This is a genomic window from Lentzea cavernae, from assembly GCF_014653695.1.
GTDB lineage: Bacteria > Actinomycetota > Actinomycetes > Mycobacteriales > Pseudonocardiaceae > Lentzea > Lentzea cavernae.
On record NZ_BNAR01000003.1, the window covers coordinates 281,383 to 305,661 of the forward strand.

Annotated in this window: 29 protein-coding genes; 22 read left to right on the forward strand and 7 right to left on the reverse strand. The window is 68.9% G+C overall.

Annotated elements, in window-relative coordinates:
* Window positions 1–12 precede the first annotated feature (12 nt).
* Together purD and IE307_RS11430 are read left to right on the forward strand one after the other, a co-directional pair.
* Window positions 13–1,269: a phosphoribosylamine--glycine ligase gene (purD, locus tag IE307_RS11425; protein WP_191297880.1), complete on the forward strand. Its 1,257-nt coding sequence runs from the start codon at window positions 13–15 to the stop codon at window positions 1,267–1,269.
* Entirely contained in the window at window positions 1,266–2,174 is a 909-nt protein-coding gene (locus IE307_RS11430) for an ADP-ribosylglycohydrolase family protein (protein ID WP_191297881.1), read from the forward strand. The genes purD and IE307_RS11430 overlap by 4 nt, the downstream gene beginning before the upstream one ends.
* On the opposite strand, the gene IE307_RS11435 is transcribed toward IE307_RS11430, so the two are convergent.
* Both IE307_RS11435 and IE307_RS11440 read right to left on the reverse strand, forming a co-directional pair.
* Window positions 2,164–3,012: an AraC family transcriptional regulator gene (locus tag IE307_RS11435; protein WP_191297882.1), complete on the reverse strand. Its 849-nt coding sequence runs from the start codon at window positions 3,010–3,012 to the stop codon at window positions 2,164–2,166. The genes IE307_RS11430 and IE307_RS11435 overlap by 11 nt on opposite strands.
* A gap of 49 nt (window positions 3,013–3,061) precedes the next feature.
* Entirely contained in the window at window positions 3,062–4,228 is a 1,167-nt protein-coding gene (locus tag IE307_RS11440) for a hypothetical protein (protein ID WP_191297883.1), read from the reverse strand.
* A gap of 329 nt (window positions 4,229–4,557) precedes the next feature.
* Between IE307_RS11440 and IE307_RS11445 the strand changes: the two genes are divergently transcribed.
* The 9 genes from IE307_RS11445 (at window position 4,558) to IE307_RS11485 (ending at window position 11,409) form a co-directional block, all read left to right on the forward strand.
* Window positions 4,558–5,010, forward strand: a complete 453-nt coding sequence (locus IE307_RS11445) for a hypothetical protein (protein WP_191297884.1) — start codon at window positions 4,558–4,560, stop codon at window positions 5,008–5,010.
* Between the two features lie 2 nt (window positions 5,011–5,012).
* Window positions 5,013–5,603 carry a DUF3558 domain-containing protein gene (locus tag IE307_RS11450; RefSeq protein ID WP_191297885.1) on the forward strand — a complete coding sequence of 197 codons (591 nt, stop codon included), beginning with the start codon at window positions 5,013–5,015 and terminating at the stop codon, window positions 5,601–5,603.
* A gap of 9 nt (window positions 5,604–5,612) precedes the next feature.
* Window positions 5,613–6,902 carry a WXG100 family type VII secretion target gene (locus tag IE307_RS11455; RefSeq protein ID WP_191297886.1) on the forward strand — a complete coding sequence of 430 codons (1,290 nt, stop codon included), beginning with the start codon at window positions 5,613–5,615 and terminating at the stop codon, window positions 6,900–6,902.
* A 5-nt stretch (window positions 6,903–6,907) separates the two neighbouring features.
* On the forward strand, window positions 6,908–7,663 hold the full coding sequence (locus tag IE307_RS11460) for an ESX secretion-associated protein EspG (RefSeq protein WP_191297887.1): 756 nt from the start codon (window positions 6,908–6,910) through the stop codon (window positions 7,661–7,663).
* A gap of 185 nt (window positions 7,664–7,848) precedes the next feature.
* Entirely contained in the window at window positions 7,849–8,103 is a 255-nt protein-coding gene (locus IE307_RS11465) for a hypothetical protein (RefSeq protein ID WP_191297888.1), read from the forward strand.
* Window positions 8,104–8,113: 10 nt separating this feature from the next.
* Window positions 8,114–9,295: a transglycosylase SLT domain-containing protein gene (locus IE307_RS11470; protein ID WP_191297889.1), complete on the forward strand. Its 1,182-nt coding sequence runs from the start codon at window positions 8,114–8,116 to the stop codon at window positions 9,293–9,295.
* 9 nt (window positions 9,296–9,304) lie between these two features.
* The gene (locus IE307_RS11475) at window positions 9,305–10,435 is read left to right on the forward strand and encodes a pyridoxal phosphate-dependent aminotransferase (RefSeq protein ID WP_191297890.1); all 1,131 of its coding nucleotides are present in this window, start codon (window positions 9,305–9,307) and stop codon (window positions 10,433–10,435) included.
* Between the two features lie 59 nt (window positions 10,436–10,494).
* Window positions 10,495–10,644 carry a hypothetical protein gene (locus IE307_RS11480; protein ID WP_191297891.1) on the forward strand — a complete coding sequence of 50 codons (150 nt, stop codon included), beginning with the start codon at window positions 10,495–10,497 and terminating at the stop codon, window positions 10,642–10,644.
* 39 nt (window positions 10,645–10,683) lie between these two features.
* Complete coding sequence (locus tag IE307_RS11485; protein WP_191297892.1) at window positions 10,684–11,409, forward strand: potassium channel family protein; 726 nt, start codon at window positions 10,684–10,686, stop codon at window positions 11,407–11,409.
* Here the strand turns inward: IE307_RS11485 and IE307_RS11490 are convergent.
* Together IE307_RS11490 and IE307_RS11495 are read right to left on the reverse strand one after the other, a co-directional pair.
* The gene (locus IE307_RS11490) at window positions 11,353–11,949 is read right to left on the reverse strand and encodes an HAD-IA family hydrolase (protein WP_191297893.1); all 597 of its coding nucleotides are present in this window, start codon (window positions 11,947–11,949) and stop codon (window positions 11,353–11,355) included. The two genes, IE307_RS11485 and IE307_RS11490, sit on opposite strands and share 57 nt — an antisense overlap.
* A gap of 1 nt (window position 11,950) precedes the next feature.
* Window positions 11,951–12,892, reverse strand: coding sequence for a threonine aldolase family protein (locus tag IE307_RS11495; protein WP_373306006.1), 942 nt, complete (start codon window positions 12,890–12,892; stop codon window positions 11,951–11,953).
* Window positions 12,893–13,075: 183 nt separating this feature from the next.
* On the opposite strand from IE307_RS11495, the gene IE307_RS11500 reads away from it, so the two are divergent.
* Genes IE307_RS11500 through IE307_RS11530 form a run of 7 tightly spaced genes read left to right on the forward strand, consistent with a single transcriptional unit; the run spans window position 13,076 to window position 18,482 of the window.
* Entirely contained in the window at window positions 13,076–13,594 is a 519-nt protein-coding gene (locus IE307_RS11500; RefSeq protein ID WP_191297894.1) for a SigE family RNA polymerase sigma factor, read from the forward strand.
* A 20-nt stretch (window positions 13,595–13,614) separates the two neighbouring features.
* Complete coding sequence (locus IE307_RS11505) at window positions 13,615–14,289, forward strand: hypothetical protein (RefSeq protein WP_191297895.1); 675 nt, start codon at window positions 13,615–13,617, stop codon at window positions 14,287–14,289.
* 27 nt (window positions 14,290–14,316) lie between these two features.
* Window positions 14,317–14,898, forward strand: coding sequence for a TetR/AcrR family transcriptional regulator (locus IE307_RS11510; RefSeq protein WP_191297896.1), 582 nt, complete (start codon window positions 14,317–14,319; stop codon window positions 14,896–14,898).
* A 57-nt stretch (window positions 14,899–14,955) separates the two neighbouring features.
* On the forward strand, window positions 14,956–15,489 hold the full coding sequence (locus IE307_RS11515; protein WP_191297897.1) for a SigE family RNA polymerase sigma factor: 534 nt from the start codon (window positions 14,956–14,958) through the stop codon (window positions 15,487–15,489).
* The gene (locus IE307_RS11520) at window positions 15,486–16,247 is read left to right on the forward strand and encodes a hypothetical protein (protein WP_191297898.1); all 762 of its coding nucleotides are present in this window, start codon (window positions 15,486–15,488) and stop codon (window positions 16,245–16,247) included. Before IE307_RS11515 ends, IE307_RS11520 begins: the two co-directional genes overlap by 4 nt.
* 25 nt (window positions 16,248–16,272) lie before the next feature.
* Window positions 16,273–17,691: an adenylosuccinate lyase gene (purB, locus tag IE307_RS11525; protein WP_191297899.1), complete on the forward strand. Its 1,419-nt coding sequence runs from the start codon at window positions 16,273–16,275 to the stop codon at window positions 17,689–17,691.
* Window positions 17,692–17,693: 2 nt separating this feature from the next.
* Window positions 17,694–18,482, forward strand: coding sequence for an MOSC domain-containing protein (locus tag IE307_RS11530; RefSeq protein ID WP_191297900.1), 789 nt, complete (start codon window positions 17,694–17,696; stop codon window positions 18,480–18,482).
* On the opposite strand, the gene IE307_RS11535 is transcribed toward IE307_RS11530, so the two are convergent.
* A complete protein-coding gene (locus tag IE307_RS11535) occupies window positions 18,479–18,925 on the reverse strand; it encodes a hypothetical protein (protein ID WP_191297901.1) in 447 nt (148 codons plus the stop codon). The genes IE307_RS11530 and IE307_RS11535 overlap by 4 nt on opposite strands.
* Window positions 18,926–19,013: 88 nt before the next feature.
* Here IE307_RS11535 and IE307_RS11540 point away from each other — a divergent pair, with 88 nt between their 5' ends.
* Together IE307_RS11540 and IE307_RS11545 are read left to right on the forward strand one after the other, a co-directional pair.
* A complete protein-coding gene (locus IE307_RS11540) occupies window positions 19,014–19,889 on the forward strand; it encodes a phosphoribosylaminoimidazolesuccinocarboxamide synthase (protein WP_191297902.1) in 876 nt (291 codons plus the stop codon).
* A gap of 226 nt (window positions 19,890–20,115) precedes the next feature.
* Window positions 20,116–20,751: a polysaccharide deacetylase family protein gene (locus IE307_RS11545; RefSeq protein WP_229904624.1), complete on the forward strand. Its 636-nt coding sequence runs from the start codon at window positions 20,116–20,118 to the stop codon at window positions 20,749–20,751.
* Here IE307_RS11545 and IE307_RS11550 read toward each other — a convergent pair.
* Window positions 20,714–21,337 carry an MBL fold metallo-hydrolase gene (locus IE307_RS11550; RefSeq protein WP_191297904.1) on the reverse strand — a complete coding sequence of 208 codons (624 nt, stop codon included), beginning with the start codon at window positions 21,335–21,337 and terminating at the stop codon, window positions 20,714–20,716. The genes IE307_RS11545 and IE307_RS11550 overlap by 38 nt on opposite strands.
* Window positions 21,338–21,601: 264 nt before the next feature.
* Here IE307_RS11550 and IE307_RS11555 point away from each other — a divergent pair, with 264 nt between their 5' ends.
* Window positions 21,602–22,528 carry a trypsin-like serine peptidase gene (locus IE307_RS11555; RefSeq protein WP_191297905.1) on the forward strand — a complete coding sequence of 309 codons (927 nt, stop codon included), beginning with the start codon at window positions 21,602–21,604 and terminating at the stop codon, window positions 22,526–22,528.
* Here the strand turns inward: IE307_RS11555 and IE307_RS11560 are convergent.
* Window positions 22,512–23,504, reverse strand: a complete 993-nt coding sequence (locus IE307_RS11560) for an NAD-dependent epimerase/dehydratase family protein (protein ID WP_229904625.1) — start codon at window positions 23,502–23,504, stop codon at window positions 22,512–22,514. The two genes, IE307_RS11555 and IE307_RS11560, sit on opposite strands and share 17 nt — an antisense overlap.
* A 138-nt stretch (window positions 23,505–23,642) precedes the next feature.
* Between IE307_RS11560 and IE307_RS11565 the strand changes: the two genes are divergently transcribed.
* The gene (locus tag IE307_RS11565; RefSeq protein WP_229904626.1) at window positions 23,643–24,125 is read left to right on the forward strand and encodes a hypothetical protein; all 483 of its coding nucleotides are present in this window, start codon (window positions 23,643–23,645) and stop codon (window positions 24,123–24,125) included.
* Window positions 24,126–24,279: the final 154 nt, after the last annotated feature.

The window sequence follows — 24,279 nt, forward strand, 5'->3', positions numbered from 1 at the left end:
CTGTGAGGCCTCGTGCGCGTCCTGGTCATCGGGTCTGGAGCCCGTGAGCATGCCCTTGTCCTCGCGTTGTCGCGCGACCCGCAGCTGACTGCTTTGGCGTGCGCGCCGGGCAACGCAGGCATCGCGGGCCACTCCGAGATCTACGGCGTCGACGTCGCCGATGCCTCGGCGGTCGCCGCTCTCGCGAAGGAGTGGAAGGCCGATCTCGTCGTCATCGGCCCCGAACAACCTCTGGTGGTCGGGGCCGCTGACGCGGTCCGCGCCCTCGGCATCCCGTGCTTCGGCCCGTCCCGCGAGGCGGCCTGCATCGAGGGGTCCAAGGCGTTCGCCAAGGACGTCATGAACGCCGCGGGGGTGCCGACCGCGCACAGCGAGGTCGTGGACAACCCGGCCCGTCTGGACGCCGCCCTGGCCCGCTTCGGCCCGACGTGGGTCGTGAAGGACGACGGCTTGGCCGCGGGCAAGGGCGTGGTCGTCACGGCCGACCTGGCTCTTGCTCGTGCGCACGCCATGACGTTGCTCGACGGCGGCCACCCGGTGCTGCTGGAGTCGTTCCTGGACGGACCCGAGGTGTCGCTGTTCTGCGTCACCGACGGCGTGTCCGTGGTGCCGCTGATCCCGGCGCAGGACTTCAAGCGCGTGGGCGACGGAGACGCAGGCCCCAACACCGGCGGCATGGGCGCCTACGCGCCGCTGCCGTGGGCGCCGGAGGGCCTGGTGTCCGAGATCGTGGAGCGCTGCGTGCAGCCCGTCGTCGACGAGCTGCGCGCCCGCGAGACGCCGTTCGTCGGCCTGCTCTACGCGGGCCTGGCGCTGACGTCCGACGGCGTGCAGGTGATCGAGTTCAACTGCCGCTTCGGCGACCCGGAGACGCAGTCGGTCCTCGCGCTGCTGAAGTCGCCGATCTCGTCGCTGTTCCTGGCCGCGGCCAACGGGACGCTTTCGGAGCTTCCTGCTCTGGAGTGGGAGAACGGCTACGCCGTGACGGTCGTGCTCGCGGCCGAGGGCTACCCGAACCGTCCGCGCACCGGTGACGTGATCACCGGCTCCGAGGCGGACGGCGTCCTGCACGCCGGCACGCGCCGCCGTGAGGACGGCGCCGTGGTCTCGGCGGGCGGCCGCGTGCTGTCGGTCGTGGGCACCGGCAAGTCGTTGTCGAAGGCCCGCGACCGCGCCTACAAGCGCGTCGCGGACATCCACCTCACCGGCTCGCACCACCGTTCGGACATCGCCGCGAAGGCCATCGACGGGAAGATCACGCTGCCGTGAGCCTCCTCGGGTGTGTGCTGGGCGGGGCCGTGGGCGACGGTCTGGGCGCGCCGATCGAGTTCTCGTCGATCGACAACATCCGCCGCCTTTACGGTCCCAGCGGCGTGGTCGACCTCCCTTCGCTGGAGATCACCGACGACACCCAGATGGTGCTGTTCACGCTCGAAGGTCTTTTGCTGGCAAGGCAACACGGCGTGGACCCGCTGCTGACCGTGCGGGCCGCCTACGCGCGCTGGCTGCACACGCAGGGCGGCCCTCCGGTCGCAGACGACGGCTGGCTGATGGCGGACCAGCGCCTGCACTCACGACGTGCGCCGGGCCACACGTGCATCACCGCGTTGAAGCACAACGAGAAGAACAACTCGAAGGGCTGCGGCGGCGTGATGCGCGCCGCCCCCGTCGCCGTCTGGTCCTCCGACGTGCGCGAGGTCTTCGAGCTGGCCGTCGGCACGGCCAAGATGACGCACCACCACCCGAGCGGCTACCTGTCAGCAGGAGCCCTCGCCGCGATCGTGCACGCGTTGCTGGTCGGCACGGACCTGGTCGCGGCAGTGGGCATCGCCCGAGCCGAACTGATCCGCTGGGACGGCCACGAGGAGCAGACCTCGTTGCTGGACAAGGTGATGGGCCTCGGCCCGCTCACCCCGGAGGAGATCGAGTCCGAACTGGGCGGCGGCTGGGTGGGCGAGGAGGCCCTCGCCATCGGCCTGCACGCCGCCCTGGTGGCACCCGACTTCGCCTCGGCGCTGCGGCTGGCCGTCAACCACTCCGGCGACAGCGACTCGACGGGCTCGATCTGCGGCAACATCCTGGGCGCCCGAGACGGCGTCGCCGTGATCCCCGACTCCTGGCTCTCCGTCCTGGAACTGCGAGACGTGATGGAACGCCTCGTCCTCAGCTGGTGACGGGAATCCACAACTCCGCGGTGGCCCGATCGCCGTTGATCTGCGTCCGCAACATCGACGGCCCCTCGGCACTCTCGTAGCTGTTGGACGGGAACCACTGCGTGTACACGTCACGCCACATGTACTGAATGGTCTCGGGATAAGGCCCCTCAGCCGTGAACACCGCCCACGTCCCCGCAGGAATCGCGAGCGTCTCCATGTCCTCAGGCGCCTCCTTGCTGGTCACCACTCCCTGGAAGTAGTCGAGCATCGCGCCCTCCTCGACCCCTTCCTGGTTGAACGTGAGCGCCAACATCCCCTGCGGCTCCCCATCGCTGAGGGCCTTCATCCGCTCCAGCGCGGGCATCCCGATGCCCTTGACGAACTCGACGATCGCGGGATTCATCCCGAGGTGCACCAACGGCACCCGCGTCCCCCGCCCCACGACGTGGAACGCGTCTTTCTCGACAACCCGGTACTCCATGCTCGTACTCCCCTCCACAACCAGTCTGAACGTGAGAATCTGCTGCGACTGCAACGCCTTCTTCGTGGCCCGCGCCTCCTGAGGCCCAACCCCGTGCATGGCCTTGAAGGCCCTCGCGAAGGCCTCGTTGGAGCCGTAACCCCACTTGACGGCAATGTCGAGCAACGAACTCTGTCCACTGAGGACCTCGCTCGCCGCCTTCGTCAGCCGCCGGCGCCGGACGTACTCGCTCAGCGGAATCCCCGCCAGCGCGCTGAACATCCTTCTCAGGTGGTACTCGCTGGTGCCCGCGATGCGGGCGAGCACCTTGACGTCCACCTCGCGTTCGAGGTCGTCCTCGATGCGGGCCATGGCCTCGTTGAGTCGTTCCAGCACGTGGATGACGCTATGGGGCTCGGCCCGTTCTCACCCGACTAGCTGTGCCCTATCCGATCGCCTTCCGGACGTCGTCCGCGATCTTCTGGGCGATCGGCGTGAAGGCCACGACCTGGGCCTTGGGCTCGTCGGGCGCCCAGTCGCCGTAGCCGGTGAGCCGCACCTGCGTGCGCCCGGCCACGAAGGAGAGGGTCGGCGAGTCGCCCACCAGGAAACTGCAGGCAGCGAAGTCACCGATCTTCTCCGAACTCATCACGGCCTCACCCGTGACCTTGCGCGACGGCGAGTCCGGGTTGCAGTCCTGAGCGTCCTCGATCGCCATCCCGGCGTCGCGGTACGTCCTGAGAGCGATCTTCAAAGCCTTGCCCTGGCTCCTCTGCCCCGCGCTGAACCACTCCGGCGACAACCGCCTGCACTCCTGCGGGCTCGAGTAGAAGACGGCGTCCCCGAACCTGTCGAACGTCTCCCGCTCGTAGAAGTCCGCCTCGACCACCCCGGAGTCCTTGCCGTTCGTGAACTCCTGGAAGCGCTGACTGCTCAAGACATCGCAAGCGTTCGGCACACTCCCGTACCGCCCCGTGTGCACGTGCGTCGTCCTGCCCTGCGCACCCTTCGCGAGGTTCGCCGCGACACCCTCCAACAACTTCATGAACGTCGCCTTGGGATCCGTGATCTCCTTGACGTTGCTCATGCGCGACGCCCCCAGATTCACCTCGGCCCTGCCGTCCGCACTGAGAAGGCTCGCGTCGAAGCTGTCCGCCTTGAGCCCCTGCCTGACGAACCCCTTGAGCCCGGCCGCGGTCACCGGGGTGTCCTCCTTGCCCTGGTAACCGGCCGACTCCATGCCGTTGAACGGCGACTGCCTCACGGACAGCGTGAAGCGCTCGATCCCACCCTCCGCCATCGACTCGTAGAGGCACGTGGAGATCGCGTCGCTCTCGTCCTTGACCGTCGCATCGGCCACCGGCACCGACCGCGGCACGTAGGTCTGGCTGTGCCAGCCGTGAGCGGCGTCCCGGAAGCCGACCTCCTCGAGCAGCGCGGCCGGCATCACCGTGCAGGCGTCGACCACCGCCACGTCGCCGTACCTGACCACTTCAGGCTCAGTCCTCTGCGCGATCACGCTCGCGTCGGCGGCCTCAGGCTCAGGAGCTTTGGACTCGCCACCACTCCTGACCAAGATCGTCGCGGCGACGCCCCCACCGACCAGCAGCACCGCCGCGATCAGAGCGACGACGATCAGCCCGGTGCGCCTTTTCCCCGGCGGCTGCTGCGGTTGGTGCTGAAACGGATAGGGCTGCGGATACGGGTGTGGCGGGTAAGGCTGTTGTGGGCCGTGCACTGATTCCCCCAGGTGGTCGCGTGCGTTCCTCCCCCAACTCGCGGAAGCTACCGGAATCGCGGCAGGTCGCCAGTGGAAACGGGACGCAGGGTGACGTGGAACCAACGAGGGGTGGTCTTCGTCCAACTACAGGTACGTCTTACGTGGGCGTTGGTAGCCTGCGAAGCGGGACCGAACCGTTACCAACCGTACGGGGGTAGGACGTGACACAGGAGAGCGCGGGGGCGGGTGCCGCTCTCGGTGCCGTCGCGGGTGTGGCCGGCGGCGCGGTGGCTGGAGCTGCGATGGCGTTCAAGGCCGCGTCGTCGATGATGGACAGGCTGACCGCGGGTCCGTCGACTCAGCAGTTCAGCGTGAACAAGGACACCGTCCTAAAAGCCGGCAAGGTCGTCCACGACCAGCTCGAGCTGTTGGAGAAGGCGTACAGGCTCAACGTTCCCAAGCTGCGGATTCCGGGAAGTGACGACAAAGTCTCCGAAGACGTCGTCAAGGCGTGGAACGACAGGCTCGTCTTCCACAACGACTCCTACGCGAACCGGATCACCCTGTACTTGGAGAAGCTGCAGAACCTCGCCGACCAGTTGAAGTCCTCGGCAGAGCAGTACGGATACACCGAGGACGAGGTCAAGGCCGTGTTCAGCAAGTCGAAAGAGTGACAATGCGATTTCTCAAGTTCGCAGTCGCGGTTTTCGCCGTGGCCGCTGTTTCGGCTTGCACGACCAGCGGGGAAAAGGGAAATCCCACTCCCGCTCCGCAGTCGAGCAGCTCGTCCGGCAACGATTCGGGGACCACCTTGCCCGAGCGTCCGCAGGCTCTCAAGCTGGACTCGGTGGACACGTGCAAGCTGCTCACGGCGGACCAGATGAAACAGATCAGCGTTGTTTCGGCTGATCCCGTCAACCTGGCGTTGGTGGCCGGCAAGGAGTCGCCGAGCTGTGACTTCGGCAGCGATGGTGGCTTCGGCTACCAGGTCGGCGCCGTGACCCACAACGGCGTTTCGTACTGGCAGCGCGGTGGCGGCAACGTCGACACGAAATCGATCAAAGTCGGCGATTTCGGCGCGGTGCAGATCACGCTCAAGGGTGGTACCGGGTTCGACTGTTCGGTGGCGATCGACGTCGCTGACGGTCAGCAGCTGATGGTCAGCTACATCCCGACCACCACGAAGGAGAAGGACCAGTCCGTCCTGTGCGGGAAGGCCGAGAAGGCCGCTGGTCTCGCGCTCTCGACGCTCAAGACAGTGAAGTGAGGGGGAGCCATGTCGGGTTATCGGCAGCTCAACGACTGGAACTTCGACGGCTGGTCCAACCAGGATCTCGCTGAGGAGGTCCAGAAGCTCTCGGGCACCACGGTCGCGTCGCAGTTCGGTGAGGCCTCCGAGGCGCTGCGAACGCTGGCCAACACCATCGAGGGCGTCGATCAGACGATCCGCGCGCAGCTGAAGGAACTCAAGATCGACTGGGGCGGCGCCGCCGGCGAGAAGAGCCACCAGGAGACCGACGTGGTCGCTGCTGGTCTTGACGACAGCACCCAGGCGTCGAACGAGAGCTCCAAGGCCATCACGCAGCAGGGCGAGAGCACCAGCCAGGCCCGCTACAGCACGCCGCCGTCGCAGGACCTGCGCGGAGACACTCAGCAGAACCTCGGGGACAAGGTCGGCGGCTTCTTCGGCATCGAGACCGACCACGCCAAGGAGGTCGCGGCGACCAACGCGGCCCGCCAGCAGGCCATCGACAGCCTGAACGGGTACGTCACCGGTAGCCAGAGTTCGCTCGACGGCTTCCGCGCTCCTGCACAGGCGCCGGACATCGTGGTCTCCAGCGCCGCTGTCTCCACGCCAGTCGGACCGCAGGTCGGCACGCCTGCCGCCGGCGCTCCCGGCGTCACCGGTGGCCCCGGCTTCACCGGCTCCCCGGGTTCCCCCGGAACCCCGGGCTTCAACGGCACCCCAGGCGCCCCGACCCCGGGCATCCCGGGCAACGCGACCGGCATCATCCCCGGCACACCCCCCGGCACCCCGATCGCCGCAGGCACGGCCCTGCCCAAGGCGGTAGGCGGCGCCCCGTTCGGCGTGGCCGCCGCCGCAACCGCGGCCGCAGGCCTCGCCGGCGGCACGGCCGGCGCCCGCGCCGCGCAGGTCGTCGGCGGCGGACGCGGCCCGAGCCAGGCCCCGAAGACGCCCATCGCACCGGCCGGCCCGAAGGGCGCACCGAGCACGATCGGCGGCGGCAAGACCGGAGCAGGTGGCGGAGCAGGCGCAGGCGGCACCGGGGTTGCAGGCAAGGGGCCTGGTGGCGCGATGACGCCCGGCGGTGCCAGTGGTGTCGGTCCTGAGGCCGGCCGTGGCACGGCCGCCGCAGCCGGCAAGGCCGGCGTTGGTGGCAAGGGTGCCGGGTCGCTGATGTCGCCTGCCGCCAGTGCCGCCAAGGGTGAGGGTGACGAGGACGGCGAGCACGTGCGGAAGTACGGCGTCGACTCCGACGAGATGTTCGGTGATGACCGCATGGTGGTTCAGTCCGTCATCGGCGAAGACCCGAAGGACAAGTAGATCCGTTGAGCGCACCTGGTTCTGTGGTTCTGTCCACAGTGGAGTTCGCCGTGGTCTGGGAGGCGCAGCGCCTCCCGGCCGCGCACGTCGCGCTCGACACGCGGATCCCGTCCGTCACGCACACCGAGAAGTCCGAGGTGGTGAAGCGGGCCTGGGAGTCGCTGGAGGCGCGCGATCTCGCCCGCAACGGGCGGGTCGTGCCCGAGTTGGCCGACGGGTTCGCGTTGCTGGCGAACCACCAGGTGGCCATCGACCTGTGGATCTGGGCCGATCGGCAGATCAGCGGGCTGGCGGCGGCGATCGGGGACGAGGCGATCCTGGCGGTGCAGGACCGCGACGAGATGTGGTTGATCGAGGCGCGCGGCACGGCGCTGGCCGAGGCCGCGGTGTCGGTTGCCGGGGAGATGCCCGCCGGGTTCGGGCGGTCCATCAGTGCGCCGTACGACGAGCTGGTGGCTGCGTCCAAGGACGTGGGGCTCGACGCTCAGCGGATGATCACCACGTTGGAGCGGCGGGGCATGCGGCTCGGTGACGCTCAGGAGCTCGCCGGGATGCTCGACGGCATTTCCACGCGTGGGCAGTTCGGTGTGCAGCGGGGCGGGCGGCGGGCTAATCGCGTCGTTTCCTTCCACGACACGCACAACGGGCGGTATTTGCGTCAGCTCAAGCCGAGCAGTGACGGGCGCAGTTGGTGCACGATCACGCCTGTCGACAACCACCGGCTCGCCGGCTCGGTCTGGGAGCTGCTCCAAGAAGTCTGATCACGGAACCTCCGCGCGTGCCCGTCCGTCGAACTTCGGCGGGCGGGCATCGTCGTATCGAAAGAGCGAATCGGAGCACCGGCTGGTGCGGTTCGTTCTAAGGTCGGCGAGTAGACGTTGAGGGGGTAAGGCGCGTGGCTCCTACGAAGTTGAACGCTGAAGCCATGGAACAGTGCCGAACTACCGTGAGCAGTCAGGCCGGGCAGTTCGGCGCGATCGGTGACGGCTTTTCCGGCCAGTACGGCAATCCGGACATCTTCGGGAAACTCGGGTCATCCGGTGCGATTTCAGGCGCTGTGTCCGCAATGGACCAGGCCGGCGCGCAGGAGTTCGAGGCGGCCGAAAAGGTGCTGCGCAAAGTCGAAAGCGCGCTCGACAAGATTCAGACCAACGTCGCAGACGTCGAAGAAGTCAACAAGAACTCCATGAAGGCGGTGTGACGTGAGCGCGATGGACGAAGTCGCGGCGCTGCCCGGCGGCGCCGAACTGGCCGCGCTCGCGGACAAGGTCGAGACCGCGCAACCGCAGGCCGTGCGCGACATCGCGAACCGCTGGAAGCAGGCGGCGGGCAAGTGCGGCGACCAGACGAACGTCCTGCAGCGGTCCGTCACGCAGCTCGACGGCGCCTGGGAGGGCAAGTCCTCCGACGGTTTCGTCGCCTACATGACCAACGTGACGAAGTGCGGCACCTCCATGGCCGAGGCGCTCACCAGCGCCGCGGCCGACCTGGAGACGGCCGCGGCCGCGTTGGAGACCGCGAAGTCCTCGATGAGCCGCATCTGCGAGACCCTGCTGAGCCGCGCCCGCCAGACGCGCCGGCAGCTCGACGGCCAGCCGCAGGAGGACGTCGACAGCGTCATCCGCGGCTACTGCGCCGAGGCCCTCAGTGACGCCAACCCCGTTGTGTCCCAGGCGGAAAGCGCCGTCAACGCCGCCGCCGGCACGCTCAAGGGCCGCCCCGGCGCGCTGACCCCGAAGTTCTCGTCGCTCGAGGACCCGAACACCCAGTCGTTCACGCCCGCACCCGGCAAGCCCGTCGAGTGGGCGCCGATCGCACCGCACGACGACTCGACGAAGGCTTCGTCCACACCGGACACACAGCCCGCGCCGGCACCCGCGACCTCGAACCAAGGAGGAGGTGGCGGCGGCGGCGCTTCCGGTGGCGGCGGCGGCGCTTCCGGTGGCGGCGGCGGTGGTGGAGGCGGCGGAGGCGAGGGCGGCGGCATGGGCGGCCTCGGCTCCAGCGGAGGCCCGCCCTCGGGCAGCCCGCCTCCCGGCAACGTCGAGGAGTGGATCCGCGAGGCCATCAAGATCCTGCAGGCGAACGGGATCCCGGTCACCGAGGAGAACATCGACGAGATCTGGAAGATCATCGAGAAGGAGTCGAGCGGCAACCCGCACGCCATCAACCTCTGGGACTCCAACGCCCAGGCGGGAACGCCCTCCAAGGGCCTCATGCAGTGCATCGACTCGACGTTCAACGCCCACAAGCTGCCCGGCCACGACGACATCTGGAACCCGATCGACAACATCATCGCGGGCGTCCGGTACACGTTCTCGCGCTACGGCGGCTTCGAGGGCCACCCCGGCTTGAAGGCGATGTCCCAGGGCGGCGGGTACCAGGGGTATTAGCCTGGCGGCATGCTGACCGTGGCCGCCCGCGCCGACGTCCCGCCCTTCCACGTCATGGACGTGCTGTCCGCCGCCGCGCAGAGGCAGCGGACGCACGGTGACGTGATCTCCCTGGCCGCCGGGCAGCCGTCGAGCCCCGCGCCGCGCCCGGTGCGCGAGGCCGCGGCGAAGGCCCTCGACGCGCACGCGCTGGGGTACACCGAGCAGCTGGGGATTCCCGAGCTGCGGCAGGCCATCGCCGGGCACTACCAGCGCCAGTACGACCTGGACGTGTCGGCGGACGACGTCGTGGTGACCACGGGGTCGTCCGGGGCGTTCACGCTGGCGTTCCTGGCGGCGTTCGACGCGGGCGACAGGGTCGCGCTGGCGCGGCCGGGATATCCGGCCTACCGCAACATCCTCAAGGCGCTGGGGTGCGAGGTCGTCGAGTTGCCGTGCGGGCCGGAGACGCGGTTCCAGCCCACGGTCGAGATGCTCGACCAGGGCCTCAAGGGCCTGATCGTGGCCAGCCCCGCCAACCCCACCGGCACGACGGCCGACGTCGAGCCGATCGCGCGGTGGTGCGAGCGCAACGACGTCCAGCTGATCAGCGACGAGATCTACCACGGCATCAGCTACGGCGAGCCCCTCCACTGCGCCTGGGAGACCAGCCGGGACGCGATCGTCGTGAACTCCTTCTCCAAGGCGTTCGCGATGACCGGGTGGCGGCTGGGCTGGATGCTGCTGCCGGAGCGGCTGCGCAGGGCCGTGGACTGCCTGACCGGCAACTTCACGTTGTGCCCGCCCGCGCTGGCGCAGTACGCGGCGGTCGAGGCGTTCCACGAGGACTCGTACGCCGAGACGGCCGGGCACCTCGAGAGGTACCGCACCAACCGCGACCTGCTGGTCGAGGGGCTGACGGACCTCGGCATCGACAAGTTGGCGCCGGCGGACGGGGCGTTCTACGTCTACGCGGACGTCCGGCACCTCACGGACGACTCGATGGCCTTCTGCAAGAAGCTGCTCGACGACACCGGGGTCGCGATCGTGCCCGGCATCGACTTCGACCCCGTCGACGGGCACCACTTCGTGCGGATGTCGTTCGCGGGCTCCACGCAGGACGTCGAGGAGGCCCTCCGCCGCCTCAAGGCCTGGCTCTGAAAGCAACAAAACCGAGGCGCCGGACGTTCACGGAGCGGAGCGGGAGGAAGGGGAGTCCCATGTGGGCGATCATCGGGTGGCTGGTGGCGATCTGGATCGTGCTGACCGTCGTCGGGGCAGTGGTGAAAGGCCTTTTCTGGCTCGCTGTGATTGGAGGACTACTCCTCGCAGGCACCGCGGCTTACGGTGCGGTCAAATCCAGGAAGTGACCCCTGGATAAATGACGTTGCACCGCTCACCATGGGGCGATGTTGTTGGCCAACGAGGCACGCCTCGAGCGGTGGGAGCGAAAGGTCGAGTGGCCGTTGACGGCACTCGCCGGGGTGTTTCTCGCCGCCTACGCGTGGCAGGTCCTCGACGATCACGGGGTCATGCACGTGCCCCTGGAGATCGCGTTGTGGCTGATCTGGGCGCTGTTCGCGGCCGACTTCGTCACCAGGATCACGCTGGCGCAGAACAAGCTGAAATTCCTGAGAACACACCTGTTCGATCTTGCGGCGGTCGTGCTGCCGATGGTGCGCCAGCTCAGGGTGCTCAGGTTGATCACCGTCATCACGTTGCTGAACAAGAAGTTCCAGCACAAGATCAGGCAACGGGTCAGCATTTACGTGGCGGGTGTGACGGCAATTGTCGCGTTTTGTGCGAGCCTCGCCGTGCTGGACGCGGAAAGGCACGCGGAAAACGCCAGCATCACCACGTTCGGCGACGCGCTGTGGTGGACGCTGACCACCATGTCGACGGTCGGGTACGGCGACCGCTACCCCGTCACGGGCGAGGGGCGGCTGGTCGCGGGGTTGCTGATGGTCGGCGGCATCGCGCTGCTCGGTGTCATCACCGGCACGATCGCCAGCTGGCTGGTGGAGACGCTGCGCGGCGTCGAGAGCGCCGAGCTCGAAGCCGCGCAGGAGCTGCGGAACCTACGCACCGAGATCGCCGAACTCCGCGCGGAGCTCGGCACGCGCAGCCAGGGCTGAGGTCCACAGCCGCGCGTCCCAGCCCGCGGCCAGCGCACCGTCCACGTTGGACTGCCGGTCGTCGAAGAAGATCACGTCCGACGAGCCGATCACGGACTCCACGTGCCGCCAGATCGCCGCGTCGGGCTTCGCCGCACCCAGGTCGCCGGAGAACACCAGGTGCCGGAAGTGCCGCGCCCACGGCATCTTCTCGGCCAGCCGCGCGAACGTCGCGGGCGCGTTCGACAGCAACGCGAGCGGCACGCCGAGCGCCGCCAGGTCCTCGATCAGCGCCACGGTCTCCACGACCGGGCCGTCCAGCCACCCGGCGTTGTCGAGAGCGGTCAGCTCGCGCACCTCGTCGTCGCCGAACGTCAGCCCCAGCGACGACCCGATCAACGCCCAGTACGCGGCATCCGACCCACCGCGGTCGTACGCGTCACGGTCCCAGTAGGCCGCTTCGAACGCCTCAGGCGACACCCCGAGGCGTGCGGCGATCGCGGGCAGTGCCGGGTTGCGCGGGCTGATGACCTCGCCGAAGTCGAACACGATCCAGCGCATCTCAGACGCCCTCCCGCACCCGGCGCAGCACCTCGGCGACGTCGGACGAACTGACGTCGCCGTGCGTCACGAACCGGACCTTGCCGGACATCGGACTCGCGAGGACCCCGGCCTCACCAAGCGACAGCAGCGTCTTGTCCAGGTCGGGCACGGACGCCAGCACGATGTTCGTCGCCGGCTCGGCCACGTCCCACCCCAGCGAACGCAGCCCGGCGGCCAGCTCGGACGCATGGGCGTGGTCGTCGGCCAGCCGCGGGATCCGGTCCAGCGCGACCAGTCCGGCGGCGGCCAGCACACCACCCTGCCGAACCCCGCCGCCCAGCATCTTGCGCACCCGCCGTGCCTCGACGACGAACGACGCGGACCCGGCCACCACCGACCCGACCGGCGCGCCGAGAGCCTTCGACAGGCACACCTGGACGGTGTCGACCCCGGCGGTCAGCGACGACAAGGGCACCCCGAGCGCAACGGACGCGTTCCACAGCCGGGCGCCGTCGAGGTGCACGGCCAGCCCGATCGACCGGGCCGCCGCCACCAGCGCCTCGTGCTCCGCCACCGAGGTCACCGTGCCGCCGGAGGCGTTGTGCGTGTTCTCCAGGCTCAGCAACGTGGTGCGCAGCCCGTAGTAGGGGGACTCGCCACCACCCGCGGCGACCACGGCCTCGGGCGTGAGCGACGGCAGCGCGTGCGGCATGCCACCGGCCAGCCACGCGGCGGTCCCGAGCTCGGCGTCCAGCACGTGCGCGCCGAGCGGGGCCAGGAACCGGTCACCGCGCGCCAGGTGCAGGAACAGGGCGATCAGGTTGCCCATGGAACCGGACGGGACCCAGAGGGCGGCCTCGACGCCGAGCAGCCCCGCCACCCGCTGCTCCAGGGCGGCCATCGTCGGGTCGTGGTCGAGGACGTCGTCGCCGACCTCGGCCGCCGCCATCGCGCGGCGCATCTCCTCGTCCGGCTTGGTCACGGTGTCGGAGCGCAGGTCAATGGGGGTCACGACCCCGATCACATCACATCCGGTGAACGACCGAGGGGGTGATGTAGCTCTCCCCCGAGGTTCGTGCAACCGTTGGTGCCGCAGTTTCCGTCCTGGCAGTGCAACTCGAGGAACGAGCGGAGAGCAGTCCGCGTGGATCAGCGCGACGAGCAGGAGTTCGCGGAGTACTTCGTGGCTCGCCGTGAGGCCGTGCGCCGAACGGCATACCTGCTGTGCGGCGACTGGCACCGCGCTGACGACTTCGCGCAGACCGCGTTCGTGACACTGCACAGGAGGTGGCGGAAGATCCGGGACAAGCAGGCTCTCGACGCCTACGTCCGGCGCAGCGTCGTGCGTGCGGTGATCGACGAGTCGCGCCGTCCGTGGCGGCGCGAGAAGTTCACCGACGAGATGCCGGAAGCGCCGACGACCGACACCGAGATCGGTGAGACGGTCGCGACGCGGCAGGCGTTGATGAAGGGTCTGCGCAGAGTCCCGCCGAGGCAACGGGCCGTGCTCGTGCTCAGGTTCCTCGAGGGCCTGGACGTCACGGCGACGGCCGAGACGCTGAAGTGCTCGGAAGGAACCGTGAAGAGTCAGACCGCCCGCGGGCTGGCCGCGCTCAGGGAAGCCCTGGGCGATGCCATCGACGACCTGCGACCGGCGTCGTGACCAGCGAGAGGAGGACGTAGATGGACGAGCGGAAGCTCGCGGACCTGTTCCGCGAGGCAGCGCACGAGGCACCACCGGCGTCCTTCGACGCGGGCGACGTGCGGACGGCCTCGCGCAAGGCCACGCTGCGCAGGCGCAACTCGATCGCCGCCGGCACCACCCTCGTCGTCGTGCTCGGCCTCGGCGGCGTGGTGGCCGCCAACGGCTGGATGAGCGACAACGGCACGAACACCATGAACAGCGCGGGTTCTGGGCAGAACCGGGACGACGGTGCACAATCGCCGATGACCGCGCTGGAAGCGCCACCCACGGTCTTCTCCGGCAAGAGCGAGTCCACGCAGGGGGACGCGCAGGCGCCGGGAAGCACCGGTCTCACGACCGGTGAAAGCACAGTGCAGGGCTGTGCAGGTGTGGACCGAGAGCTCGCCGACGCCCTCGCCGTCGAGCTTTCGGTCTCACCGAGCGAGGCGGTACCGCCCGACCTGAGCTGTTCGACCGACTCCCGCGCGGCCGCGTTCAAGATCGACGGGCTGACGATCACCGCGATCGTCACGCCGAAGCCGTTCGAGGCGCCCGCCGGCGCGGAGAAGCTCAGGACCACCGCAGGCCAGGACCTCTACGTCTTCACCCAGGGTGACGGGGAGCTGAAGGGCCAGGCCAAGCGGTTCGCGGACGCACTGGCGCCAAAGTTCTGATCGTCCGCCGAGTAACCTGACTCGACTATGACGGCAGCAACTCCCAAGGGTGAGCGCAGGCGCCAGGCGCTCGTGGAGGCCGCGTCCGGCCTGTTCGCGGAAGGCGGCTTCGACGCGATCAGGCACCGTGCCGTCGCCGAACGCGCAGGTCTGCCGCTCGCGTCGACCACGTACTACTTCGACTCGCTGGACGAGCTGATCACCGCGGCCGTCGAGTTCCACGGCCGCAGCGAGCTCGCGAGCTTCCGGCGGCGGCTCTCGTCGAACCAGGAGCGGCTGAGCGACGACGCGCTGGTCGAGTTCGTGCTCGACCTGCTCGTCGGCGAGGACGCGACCGACGTCGAGGCCGTGCTGCTGCGCTACGAACGCCTCGTCGCGACCGGTCGCCGCCCGTACCTGCGGCCGTTGATGCGCGAGCTGTCGACAGAGCTGCGCGTGCTGGTCACCGACGTCTTCGCCCGATCGGGCCGCGAGGTCGACAGCGACCGCGTCGAGGAGTTGATCGCGCTGGTCGACGGCTCGGTGGTCAACTCGTTCATCGAGCTGAAGTCGGATCCGCGGGGCGTCGCGGGCAGGATGCTCCGTTCGGCCCTTTCGCGTCACGCGTGATGCAACCCCGCGTTCCTCTGATGCGTTCCCCTGGTTGAGGACGCGAGAGGGGATCGCATGCGCAAGGCCGATGAACAGGGCTTTCGTGAATTCGCGGCAGCCAATGCCGCGTCTTTGCGACGTACTGCGTATCTCTTCTGCGGCGACTGGCACACAGCGGAAGACCTGATGCAGTCGAGCCTCATGAAGATGTACCTGGCCTGGAAGCGCATCAAGGACCTCGACAACCTGATCGCCTACGCCCGCAAGGTGCTGCTGCGCACCTGGCTGGACGAGAAGCGCAGGCCGTGGCGCAGAGCGGAGCAACGGGACGGGGAACTGCCCGACGCCGCGGACGCCACCTCGGACCCGGACACGACCGGAGCGAAGCTGTGGGCACGTGAGCTCGTGCACACCGCGTTGCTGCAGGTGCCGCCGAGGCAACGGGCGGTGCTCGTGCTGCGTTATTTCGAAGACCTGTCGGTCGCCGAGGTCGCGGTGGCCATGGGGTGCACCGAGGGAACGGTCAAGAGCCAGACGGCGCGTGGCCTCGCGACGCTGCGCACCATCGTGGAGAAGCTCGACAACAGTTCGGGGAGGGTCGCGTCGTGAGTGAGCAGGAGATCCGCGAGGGAATGCTGCTGGCCGTCTGGGACGAGCCTCCGCTGGACTTCGACCCCGACACCCTGATCAGGCGGGTCGAGCAGAAAAAAAGTCGTCGCCGAGCGCTGGTCGCTGTGGGCGTGGCTACGGCGGTGATCGCCGTGGCGTCGTTCTCGCTGCCGGGGCTGCTGCCGCGCGAGAACCGGGACAGCCAGCTGGCCGCGGACAACCAGACCAGTGCGTCGCCCGCGCCCGCCGAGGCGGCCGAGAAGAAGGCCCAGCGCATCGGAGACCGGCTGGCGGCGTCCCTCGGGGCCCGGACGCCGAGCTTCAAGGAGATCTACGCGTCGTTCGGCCCCGGCCGGAACGCGGTCTACCGGACGCAGCAGACGCAGCCGCCGGAGTGGAGGCACGACGAGAAGGAGTACTCGGGCTTCCTGTACCTGACCGACGGCATCGGACCGACCGCATTGCAGGTGACGGTGTCCCGCAGGACCTTCACCAAGAACAACTACTGCGCCGGCGCGCCGTTGTGCCAGGAGGTCAAGCAGAAGGACGGGTCCACGGTCCACCAGGTCGAGCAGGTCTACGCCTCCCCCCAGGTCCAGCAGGCCTCCGTCGCGCGCGAGTTCGACAGCGGGCTCATCGTGGAGATCAGCTCCTTCGCGTACAACCCCTCGAACGGCGTCGGACAGCGCGAGACCGTCCCGGTGCGCGTGGGGGTGCTCACAGACCTGGTGACGGACCCGGACATCAGCTGGGAGTGAGTCGGGGGTGCACTAGATTGAGGACGTGACGAAGCCCCGCATCGCCAACGTCCTCGCAGGTCGGTACGCCTCCACGTCGCTCGCGACGCTCTGGTCGGCCGAGCACAAGATCGTGCTGGAGCGCCAGCTGTGGCTCGCGGTCCTCAAGGCGCAGGCGGCGGCGGGCATCGAGGTGCCGGCGACCGCGGTGGCCGACTACGAGCGCGTGCTGGAGCAGGTCGACCTGGAGTCGATCGCCGCGCGCGAGCGGGTCACGCGGCACGACGTGAAGGCGCGCATCGAGGAGTTCAACGCGCTCGCGGGCCACGAGCAGGTCCACAAGGGAATGACCTCGCGCGACCTGACCGAGAACGTCGAGCAGCTGCAGGTGCTGCGGTCGCTGGAGCTGATCCGTTCCAAGACCGCCGCTGTCCTCGGACGCCTCGCGCGCCTCGCCGCCGAGCACTCCGACCTCGTGATGGCCGGCCGTTCGCACAACGTGGCCGCGCAGGCCACGACGCTGGGCAAGCGCTTCGCCACGGGCGCCGACGAGCTGCTGGTCGCGTTCTCCCGCCTCGACGAACTGATCTCGCGCTACCCGTTGCGCGGCATCAAGGGCCCGGTCGGCACCGCCCAGGACATGCTCGACCTGCTCGGCACGCCCGAGAAGCTGCAGGAGCTGGAGCAGACGGTCGCCGGCCACCTCGGCTTCGAGCGCGTGCTGACGTCCGTCGGCCAGGTCTACCCGCGCTCCCTGGACTTCGACGTCGTCTCGACGCTCGTGCAGCTCGCCGCGGCACCGTCGTCGGTGGCGAAGACCATCCGGCTGATGGCGGGCCACGAGCTCGTGACCGAGGGCTTCAAGCCCGGCCAGGTCGGCTCCAGCGCGATGCCGCACAAGATGAACACCCGCTCGTGCGAGCGCGTGAACGGCTTCGCGGTGATCCTGCGCGGCTACCTGTCCATGGTCGGCGAGCTCGCGGGCGACCAGTGGAACGAGGGCGACGTGTCGTGCTCGGTGGTCCGCCGGGTCGCGCTGCCCGACGCGTTCTTCGCGTTCGACGGGCTGCTGGAGACGTTCCTGACGGTGCTGGACGAGTTCGGCGCGTACCCGGCCGTCGTCGCCCGTGAGCTGGACCGCTACCTGCCGTTCCTCGGCACCACGAAGGTGCTGATGGCGGCCGTGCGCGCGGGTGTCGGCCGGGAGACCGCGCACGAGGCCATCAAGGAGAACGCCGTGGCCGTCGCGCTGGCGATGCGCGAGCAGGGTCTCGCGCAGAACGACCTGCTGGACCGGCTCGCCGCCGACTCGCGCCTGCCGCTCGACAAGGCCGGTCTGGACGAGTTGCTGGCCGACCGCCTGTCGTTCACCGGCGTGGCGTCGGCGCAGGTAGCGGCCGTCGTGGAGCAGGTCGCCGCGGTCGTCGACAAGTACCCGGCCTACGAGCCGGAGCCGATTCTGTGATCGTGTCCGACCTGGTCGTGTATCCGGTCAAGGGGTGCGGCGGGTACTCCGTCGCCTCCACCGCCGCGGAGCCCACCGGGCTGCGCGGCGACCGGATGATGATGCTGGTCGACGACGACGGGGTGTTCCTGTCGCAGCGCAAGGTCCCCGCGATGGCGGCCCTGCGTCCGTCCCTCGTGGACTCGTCGCTGTCGATCGGCGGCGAGACCTTCCCGGTCGTCGTCGACGGGCCGCGGGTTCCGGTCGTCGTGCACACCTGGCACGGGTCCGGAGTGGACCAGGGCGCTGCCGCGGCGGCGTACTTCTCCGACGCGCTGGGGAGGTCCGTGCGGCTCGTGCGCACCCCACCGGACCTGCGCCGCGAGACGACCGGCGAGACCACCGGACTGGTCGGGTACGCGGACGGCAACGCGCTGCTGGTGCTCTCGCTGTCCTCATTGGACGGGTTGAACGAGCGCATCCTGGAACGCGGCGGGGAGCCGGTGCCGATGAACCGGTTCCGCCCCAACGTGGTCGTGTCCGGCTGGTCCGAACCGCACACGGAGGACCGGGTGCGGCGCGCGGCGATCGGTGACGTGGAACTGGCCTACGCCAAGGACTGCGTGCGGTGCGCCGTGCCGATGGTCGACCAGGCGACGGGGCTGAAGGACGGCCCCGAGCCGATTCGTTCGCTGGCGACCTACCGGCGCGACCCCGACGGCGGGGTCACGTTCGGGATGAAGGCCCAGGTCACGCGCACCGGCACGATCTCGGTCGGCGACAAGGTCGACGTGCTGGAGTGGCGCGCTTAGGCCTTCTGCCAGCGCAGGCGGTCGCCGCGCTGCGGATCCTTGCGGCACACCAGCTTCTCGCCGAGCAGTCCGATGCCGCGCGCACCCTCCGGGCCGCACGTCGCGCCCTCGTTGACCAGCAGCCCCTGCTGCGGGGGCTCTTCGCTGGTCGTCGTCGGCGGCTGCTGCGTGGCCGCCGGTGGCTGAGCGGGAGGCGGTTTGGGCTGCGTGGTCTTCGTGGTGGAGGTCGTCGACGTCGATGACGACGATGTCTTCACCGAGATGTCGGCGACGTCCGGGGTCGGCACGATGCTCACCGACTGGGTCACGCTCGTGTTCTGCGAGCCGCCCGAAGTGGGAGACGAAATCGGGCTGGAGTCGAAGCTCCAGCCGGCCACGCCCAGGATGACGAGCAATGCCGCACTGGCCAATGCCGGGATCCACAGGGCCTTTCTGGTGAGCACGGGTGCACCTTAAGCTTCTTCGCCCTTGATCTGTAGAGGTGCGGGGTGTACATCGGTCCCCGAAACACGGGCACGTAGGCTGACCAGCGTGCCTACGCTCGCTGACTACCAGCACGTCGCCCGCGGCAAGGTTCGCGATCTGTACGACGTCGACGACGAGCTGCTGCTCTTCGTCGCGTCCGACCGCATCTCGGCGTACGACCACATCCTGAGCTCGGAGATCCCCGACAAGGGGCGCGTGCTCACCGCGATGAGCGTGTTCTGGTTCGAGCGGCTCGCCCCGAACCACCTGGTCGCGTTCGACGACCCGCGCATCCCCGCCGAGGTCCGCGGCCGTGCGCTGCTGGTGCGCAAGCTGCAGATGGTCGACGTCGAGTGCGTGGCGCGCGGGTACCTGACGGGCTCGGGCATGGCCGACTACACCGCGACCGGCGCGGTGTGCGGGATCGAGCTGCCGGCCGGGTTGGTCGAGGCGTCCGAGCTGACCCCGCCGATCTTCACGCCCGCCTCCAAGGCCGAGATCGGCGCGCACGACGAGAACGTGTCGTTCGACGTCATCGCCGAGAAGCACGGCGTGGAGCTGGCGTCGAAGCTGCGCGATCGCACGATCGAGCTCTACAGCGAGGCGCGCGCGTACGCGCTGACGCGCGGCCTGATCCTCGCGGACACGAAGTTCGAGTTCGGGCTCTCCCCGGACGGCGAGCTGATCCTGGCCGACGAGGTCTTCACTCCGGACTCCTCGCGCTACTGGCCGGCCGAGGGCTACGAGCCCGGCCGCGTGCAGCCGTCGTTCGACAAGCAGTTCGTGCGCGACTGGCTGACGTCCGCCGAGTCGGGCTGGGACCGCAAGAGCGACGTCCCGCCGCCTCCGCTGCCCGCGGACGTCATCGAGGCCACCCGTGCCCGGTACATCGAGGCGTACGAGCGGCTCACGGGCAGGTCCTTCGCTGACTGGCTCGCCTGAGTTCGCCAGTGGCGTGGCCCGGAACGTTGCGGGCTGATTCACGCTCAGCAGGACGCCTCGCGGCACCACCCCCACGCCCCCGTACAACCAGTACGAAGGCGTGGGGGTGGCACCGCGATGCGCCCGTCTGACCGCGAATCACCCGGCAACGTTCCGAACCACGCCACTGGGCTTTCACGCGGATGTCACCACGGCATGGCGCACTCAATGCGTGCACTCACAGCTCGTGGTCTCTCTGTCCGGCATCGGTCCGCAGAACCTCGACCGATGCGCCGATCTCGCCGCGGCCCTCGACCCGCGGCAGGTGCCGTTGTCGCTGCTCGTAGTACCTCGCGAGCTCGGCAGGGCGCAGGAATGGGTGCGGCAGCGCGCCTCCCTCGGTGACGCCGTCGTGCTGCACGGCCTCGGCCAACGACGGCTGCCGTCCTACGAAGCCGGGTTGTTGCTGATGGGCGCCCGTCTGCAGATGGACGCGCTGGGGCTCCCCTCCGACACGTTCGCTCCCCGGCGCATCGTGGCGTCGCCCGGGACGTTGCTCGCGCTGGCCAAGCACAAGTTCAAGCTCTGCGCCGACGCGCACGCCGTCCGCGAGGTCGGCAGCGGCCTCGCGACGCTGGGACGCCTGCACGCGCTGACCGAGCGCACCAGCTTCGGTGAGCTGCGGTCGCTCGCGCTGGTCTACGCGGCGGCCAGGTCCGCGCGCCGCGGCGGGCTGACCCGGATCACCGTCGACGCCCGCGACCTGCACCGGCCCGGTGCGCGTCAGGCCGTGCTCGACGCCGTGGACATCGCACTCGCTCACGACGCCGTGCCGACCACCTACGTCAGACTGCCGTCTCCTCGCCAGGCGTCAGCAGCCTGACCTCGGTGCCGTCCGGCTTGAGCAGGTCGAAGAACCGGACGGCCATCTGCGGGCTCGCGAGCGTCTTCTCGTGGATCGGCACGGCGACACGCGGCTTCACGGCGCGCATGAAGTCGACGGCCTCCCCGGTCTTGAGCCACGGCGCGCCCGCGGGCAGTCCGAGCACGTCGACGTCCTCGTCCGGCACGAACAGCGAGTCGCCGGGGTGGTAGAACGCGCCGTCGCCGACCACGTAGGCGGCGTTCGGCACGATCGGGATGTCCGCGTGGATCGTGGCGTGCTGCCCGCCGACGACCCTGACAGCCGTGTCGCCGATCTTGAACGTGTCACCCGGCCGGGCGACGGTCGGGTTCTCGACGTCGGGCGCCGTGCCCTCGTCGACGACGAGCCGCGCCCGCGGGTTCGCCTTGAGCAGCGCCGGCAGCCGTTCAGCGTCGACGTGGTCGAAGTGCTGGTGCGTGACCAGCACCGCGTCCAGGTCGGTGAGGTCCTCGAACCCCGCCGAGAACGTGCCGGGGTCGATCAGGATGCGGGTGGTTCCCGTGTCGAGAAGTACGCAGGCATGACCGAAATGGACAACTTTCACGTAATCCTCCAATACCGACGTTCGGCGGGCTGACACGGTGAGGTGACGTCGGAAGTATCAAAAGGCATGAGGAAAACCCTGCATCTCCTCACGGCACTGGCTCTCGCCCTGCCGATGACGTCCATCATCCCTGCTACCACCACCTCTACACCTGCGCAGGCCTCGTCGCCGCAGTCGCAGGAAATCGGAACTGAGGAATCGGTCTCAGTCCGCGTGGGTGGCGCGAATCGTTCGACGGTGGTCGAACGACCGGGATCCGGTTACGTGAAGCTGCATTTCACGGACCTGCGGATCCTGCCGGGTGACGTGCTCACGGTGTCGAACCCTGACGGCACCGAGAAGTACACGTACACCAGAGACCTGAAGGCCTCCCTGACGGCCACAGTCGACGCGTCGGGCTTCTGGGCCATGTCGATCACCGGCTCGACCGCCGTGGTCTCGGTGACGAACCCGGCGTCGCGCGTGCGGATCGACAAGCTGACGCGCGGCTACACCGAGGCCGAGATGTCCTCGCAGCCGTCCGTGCAGAGCATCTGCGGCACGAACGACTACAAGGACGCGGTCTGCTACCAGTCCAGCAACCCCACCGAGTGGGGCAAGACCGCGTCCGTCGCGAAGCTGCTGCGCAACGGCAGTTCGCTGTGCACGGCGTGGCGCGTCGGTCCCAACAACCGCATGCTGACCAACGAGCACTGCTTCACCAGCACCACCGGCATCGAGGTGTGGTTCAACTACCAGTGCCCGACCTGCGGCGGCACGGCTTCGGCCACCGTCACGAAGGTTCTGGCGGCGTCGGTCCTCAAGTACAGCGCCGCTCTCGACTACACCCTCTTCACCGTGAACAACTTCGCGGCCATCAGCTCGTTCGGCTACCTCGAGCTGGACGCGCGCGTTCCGGCCGTGGGTGAGGAGATGTACATCGTCGGCCACCCGGCCGGGAAGCTGAAGAAGCTGTCGTTGCGCGACAACAACAACGGCGGCGGCTACTGCGTCGTGCGCGGCGTACGCGTGAACGGCAGCTCGTCGCAGTCCGACATCAGCTACATGTGCGACACCGAAGGCGGCTCGTCCGGCTCACCCGTGCTGTCGAGGCGCACGCACAAGGTGATCGGGCTCCACCACTTCGGCGGCTGCCCGAACCAGGGCGTGCGCATCGACCTCGTCGCCGCGCAGGTCAACTCACTGCTGTAAGGATCTCCTGCTCCTCTTCGGCCGTGAGCCCCGCCTTGCGGGTCCGCTCCAGCCCGAGGCCGCGCTCGTACTCCAGCGAGTCGAGCGCGGTCTCGGCCAGCGGCCTCACCCGCAACCCGTTCGCCAGCGCGTTGCTGACGTCGCGGCCGACCATCTTGGCCCACTCCTGCGGCAACCACATCGGCAGCGACCGCGGCCCGGCCCACGGGTTGATCCCGAGCTCCTTGAGCACGCTCTCCTTCACCGGCACCAGCTGCGTCCCGGGCGGAGCAGTCGCGCCGGCGATCTCGCCGATGGCCATCTGGAACGGCAGGACCGGCCCCGTCGAGTCGTACGTGCCCGTCACCCGCTCCTCGGCCGCGAACACGATCCACTGAGCCAGGTCCCGCGCATCGATGTGCTGGAACCCCAGGTCAGGGCTGTCCGGCACGACCACGCGCCCACCCCTGGCCATCCGCGCGGGCCAGTACCCGAACCGGTCGCTCGGGTCGTCCGGCCCGGTGATGAGCCCGGCCCTGACGATGAACTCGCGGCTCGCCACCGCCTCCCGGACCGCGATCTCACTCGCGACCTTGACGCTCCCGTACCGCTCGGCCGTGAACTCCTCGGCCGGATCGTCCTCCAACGGCGGCAACAACTCGTCGCTGCCCGTCGAGTGATCGGCGTAGACGGAGATGCTCGACACGAACGTCCAGTGCGGCGTCGTGGACCCGAACGCCTCCAGCGCGTCCCGCACCCAGTTCACCGAGTACTTCGACACGTCGATCACGGAGTCGAACTGCTCCCCGGCCAACTGGTCGAACGCACCGGGCTTGTCCCTGTCGACGCGGACCAGCCGCGCACCCTCCGGCACCCCGCCGGAAGCGCCCCGGGCAGCGCAGACCACCTCGTGGCCCCGGCGGACCGCCTCCGCCGTGATCGCCTTGCTGAGGAACACGGTTCCGCCGAGCACCAGGATCTTCATGATCTCCAGCATCCGTCCGATCGGGCCGCGGTGCCAACAGGTCTCGCTTTCGGCGAAATAGCATGTTGGAATGGGTCCAATACCCGATCGTTTGGACTCGATCAGTTGGAGTTGGTGAACCGGCGTTCGTCACATGCCGATGAACGTCTCGTGAGTGTGCACGCTTTTGTCGACGAGTCTCGGCGCAACAACACGTACCTGCTGGCCGCCGCTGTGGTTCTGCCGCGTGAGCTGACCAAGCTCCGCAAGTTGCTCAGGGGTCTGCGCATGCCGAACCAGCGTGAGCTGCACTTCAAGAAGGAGACCCCGGCCCGGCGCAAACAGATCCTGTCGGCCCTGGCACGGACCTCCGTTCAGGTCGACCTGTACCTCGCCTGCTGCCGCAGGGGCGAGGAACGCGCACGGCAGTCCTGCGTCGCCCATCTCACCGGCGATCTGCTCGATGCGGGAGCGGCTCGGCTCGTGCTCGACAGTCGGGAGGCCCGCGATGAGCACGACCTCCTGACGATCAGGACGAGCCTCGGCAAGTACGCGCGCGGCACGGGGCTGGTCTACGAGCACCTGCCCAGTGAGAGCGATCCCTTGTTGTGGCTCCCGGACATCGCCGCGTGGGTGCTACGGCGCCGGCGATGACTGGTTGCGTCGCGTTCAGCCGTTGATCGGCAACGTCGTCGACACGAGGGAACCCTAGAAAGCGCGAAGCACGGCGGCCGACCGTCCGGACGGGCACCGTGCTCACTTCTCCGGCTTACGGGCCGAAGCTGACACCAGATTACCAAACCGCCCG

Bases quoted from the DNA above. Each gene is read 5' to 3' on its own strand.
- IE307_RS11560 (WP_229904625.1), bottom strand. From the start codon at position 23,504: ATGCTGGAGATCATGAAGATCCTGGTGCTCGGCGGAACCGTGTTCCTC.
- IE307_RS11480 (WP_191297891.1), top strand. From the start codon at position 10,495: ATGTGGGCGATCATCGGGTGGCTGGTGGCGATCTGGATCGTGCTGACC.
- IE307_RS11510 (WP_191297896.1), top strand. From the start codon at position 14,317: ATGACGGCAGCAACTCCCAAGGGTGAGCGCAGGCGCCAGGCGCTCGTG.
- IE307_RS11505 (WP_191297895.1), top strand. From the start codon at position 13,615: ATGGACGAGCGGAAGCTCGCGGACCTGTTCCGCGAGGCAGCGCACGAG.
- IE307_RS11515 (WP_191297897.1), top strand. From the start codon at position 14,956: ATGCGCAAGGCCGATGAACAGGGCTTTCGTGAATTCGCGGCAGCCAAT.
- IE307_RS11450 (WP_191297885.1), top strand. From the start codon at position 5,013: ATGCGATTTCTCAAGTTCGCAGTCGCGGTTTTCGCCGTGGCCGCTGTT.
- IE307_RS11475 (WP_191297890.1), top strand. From the start codon at position 9,305: ATGCTGACCGTGGCCGCCCGCGCCGACGTCCCGCCCTTCCACGTCATG.
- IE307_RS11490 (WP_191297893.1), bottom strand. From the start codon at position 11,949: ATGCGCTGGATCGTGTTCGACTTCGGCGAGGTCATCAGCCCGCGCAAC.
- IE307_RS11485 (WP_191297892.1), top strand. From the start codon at position 10,684: ATGTTGTTGGCCAACGAGGCACGCCTCGAGCGGTGGGAGCGAAAGGTC.
- IE307_RS11455 (WP_191297886.1), top strand. From the start codon at position 5,613: ATGTCGGGTTATCGGCAGCTCAACGACTGGAACTTCGACGGCTGGTCC.
- IE307_RS11495 (WP_373306006.1), bottom strand. From the start codon at position 12,892: ATGCGCCGCGCGATGGCGGCGGCCGAGGTCGGCGACGACGTCCTCGAC.
- IE307_RS11470 (WP_191297889.1), top strand. From the start codon at position 8,114: ATGGACGAAGTCGCGGCGCTGCCCGGCGGCGCCGAACTGGCCGCGCTC.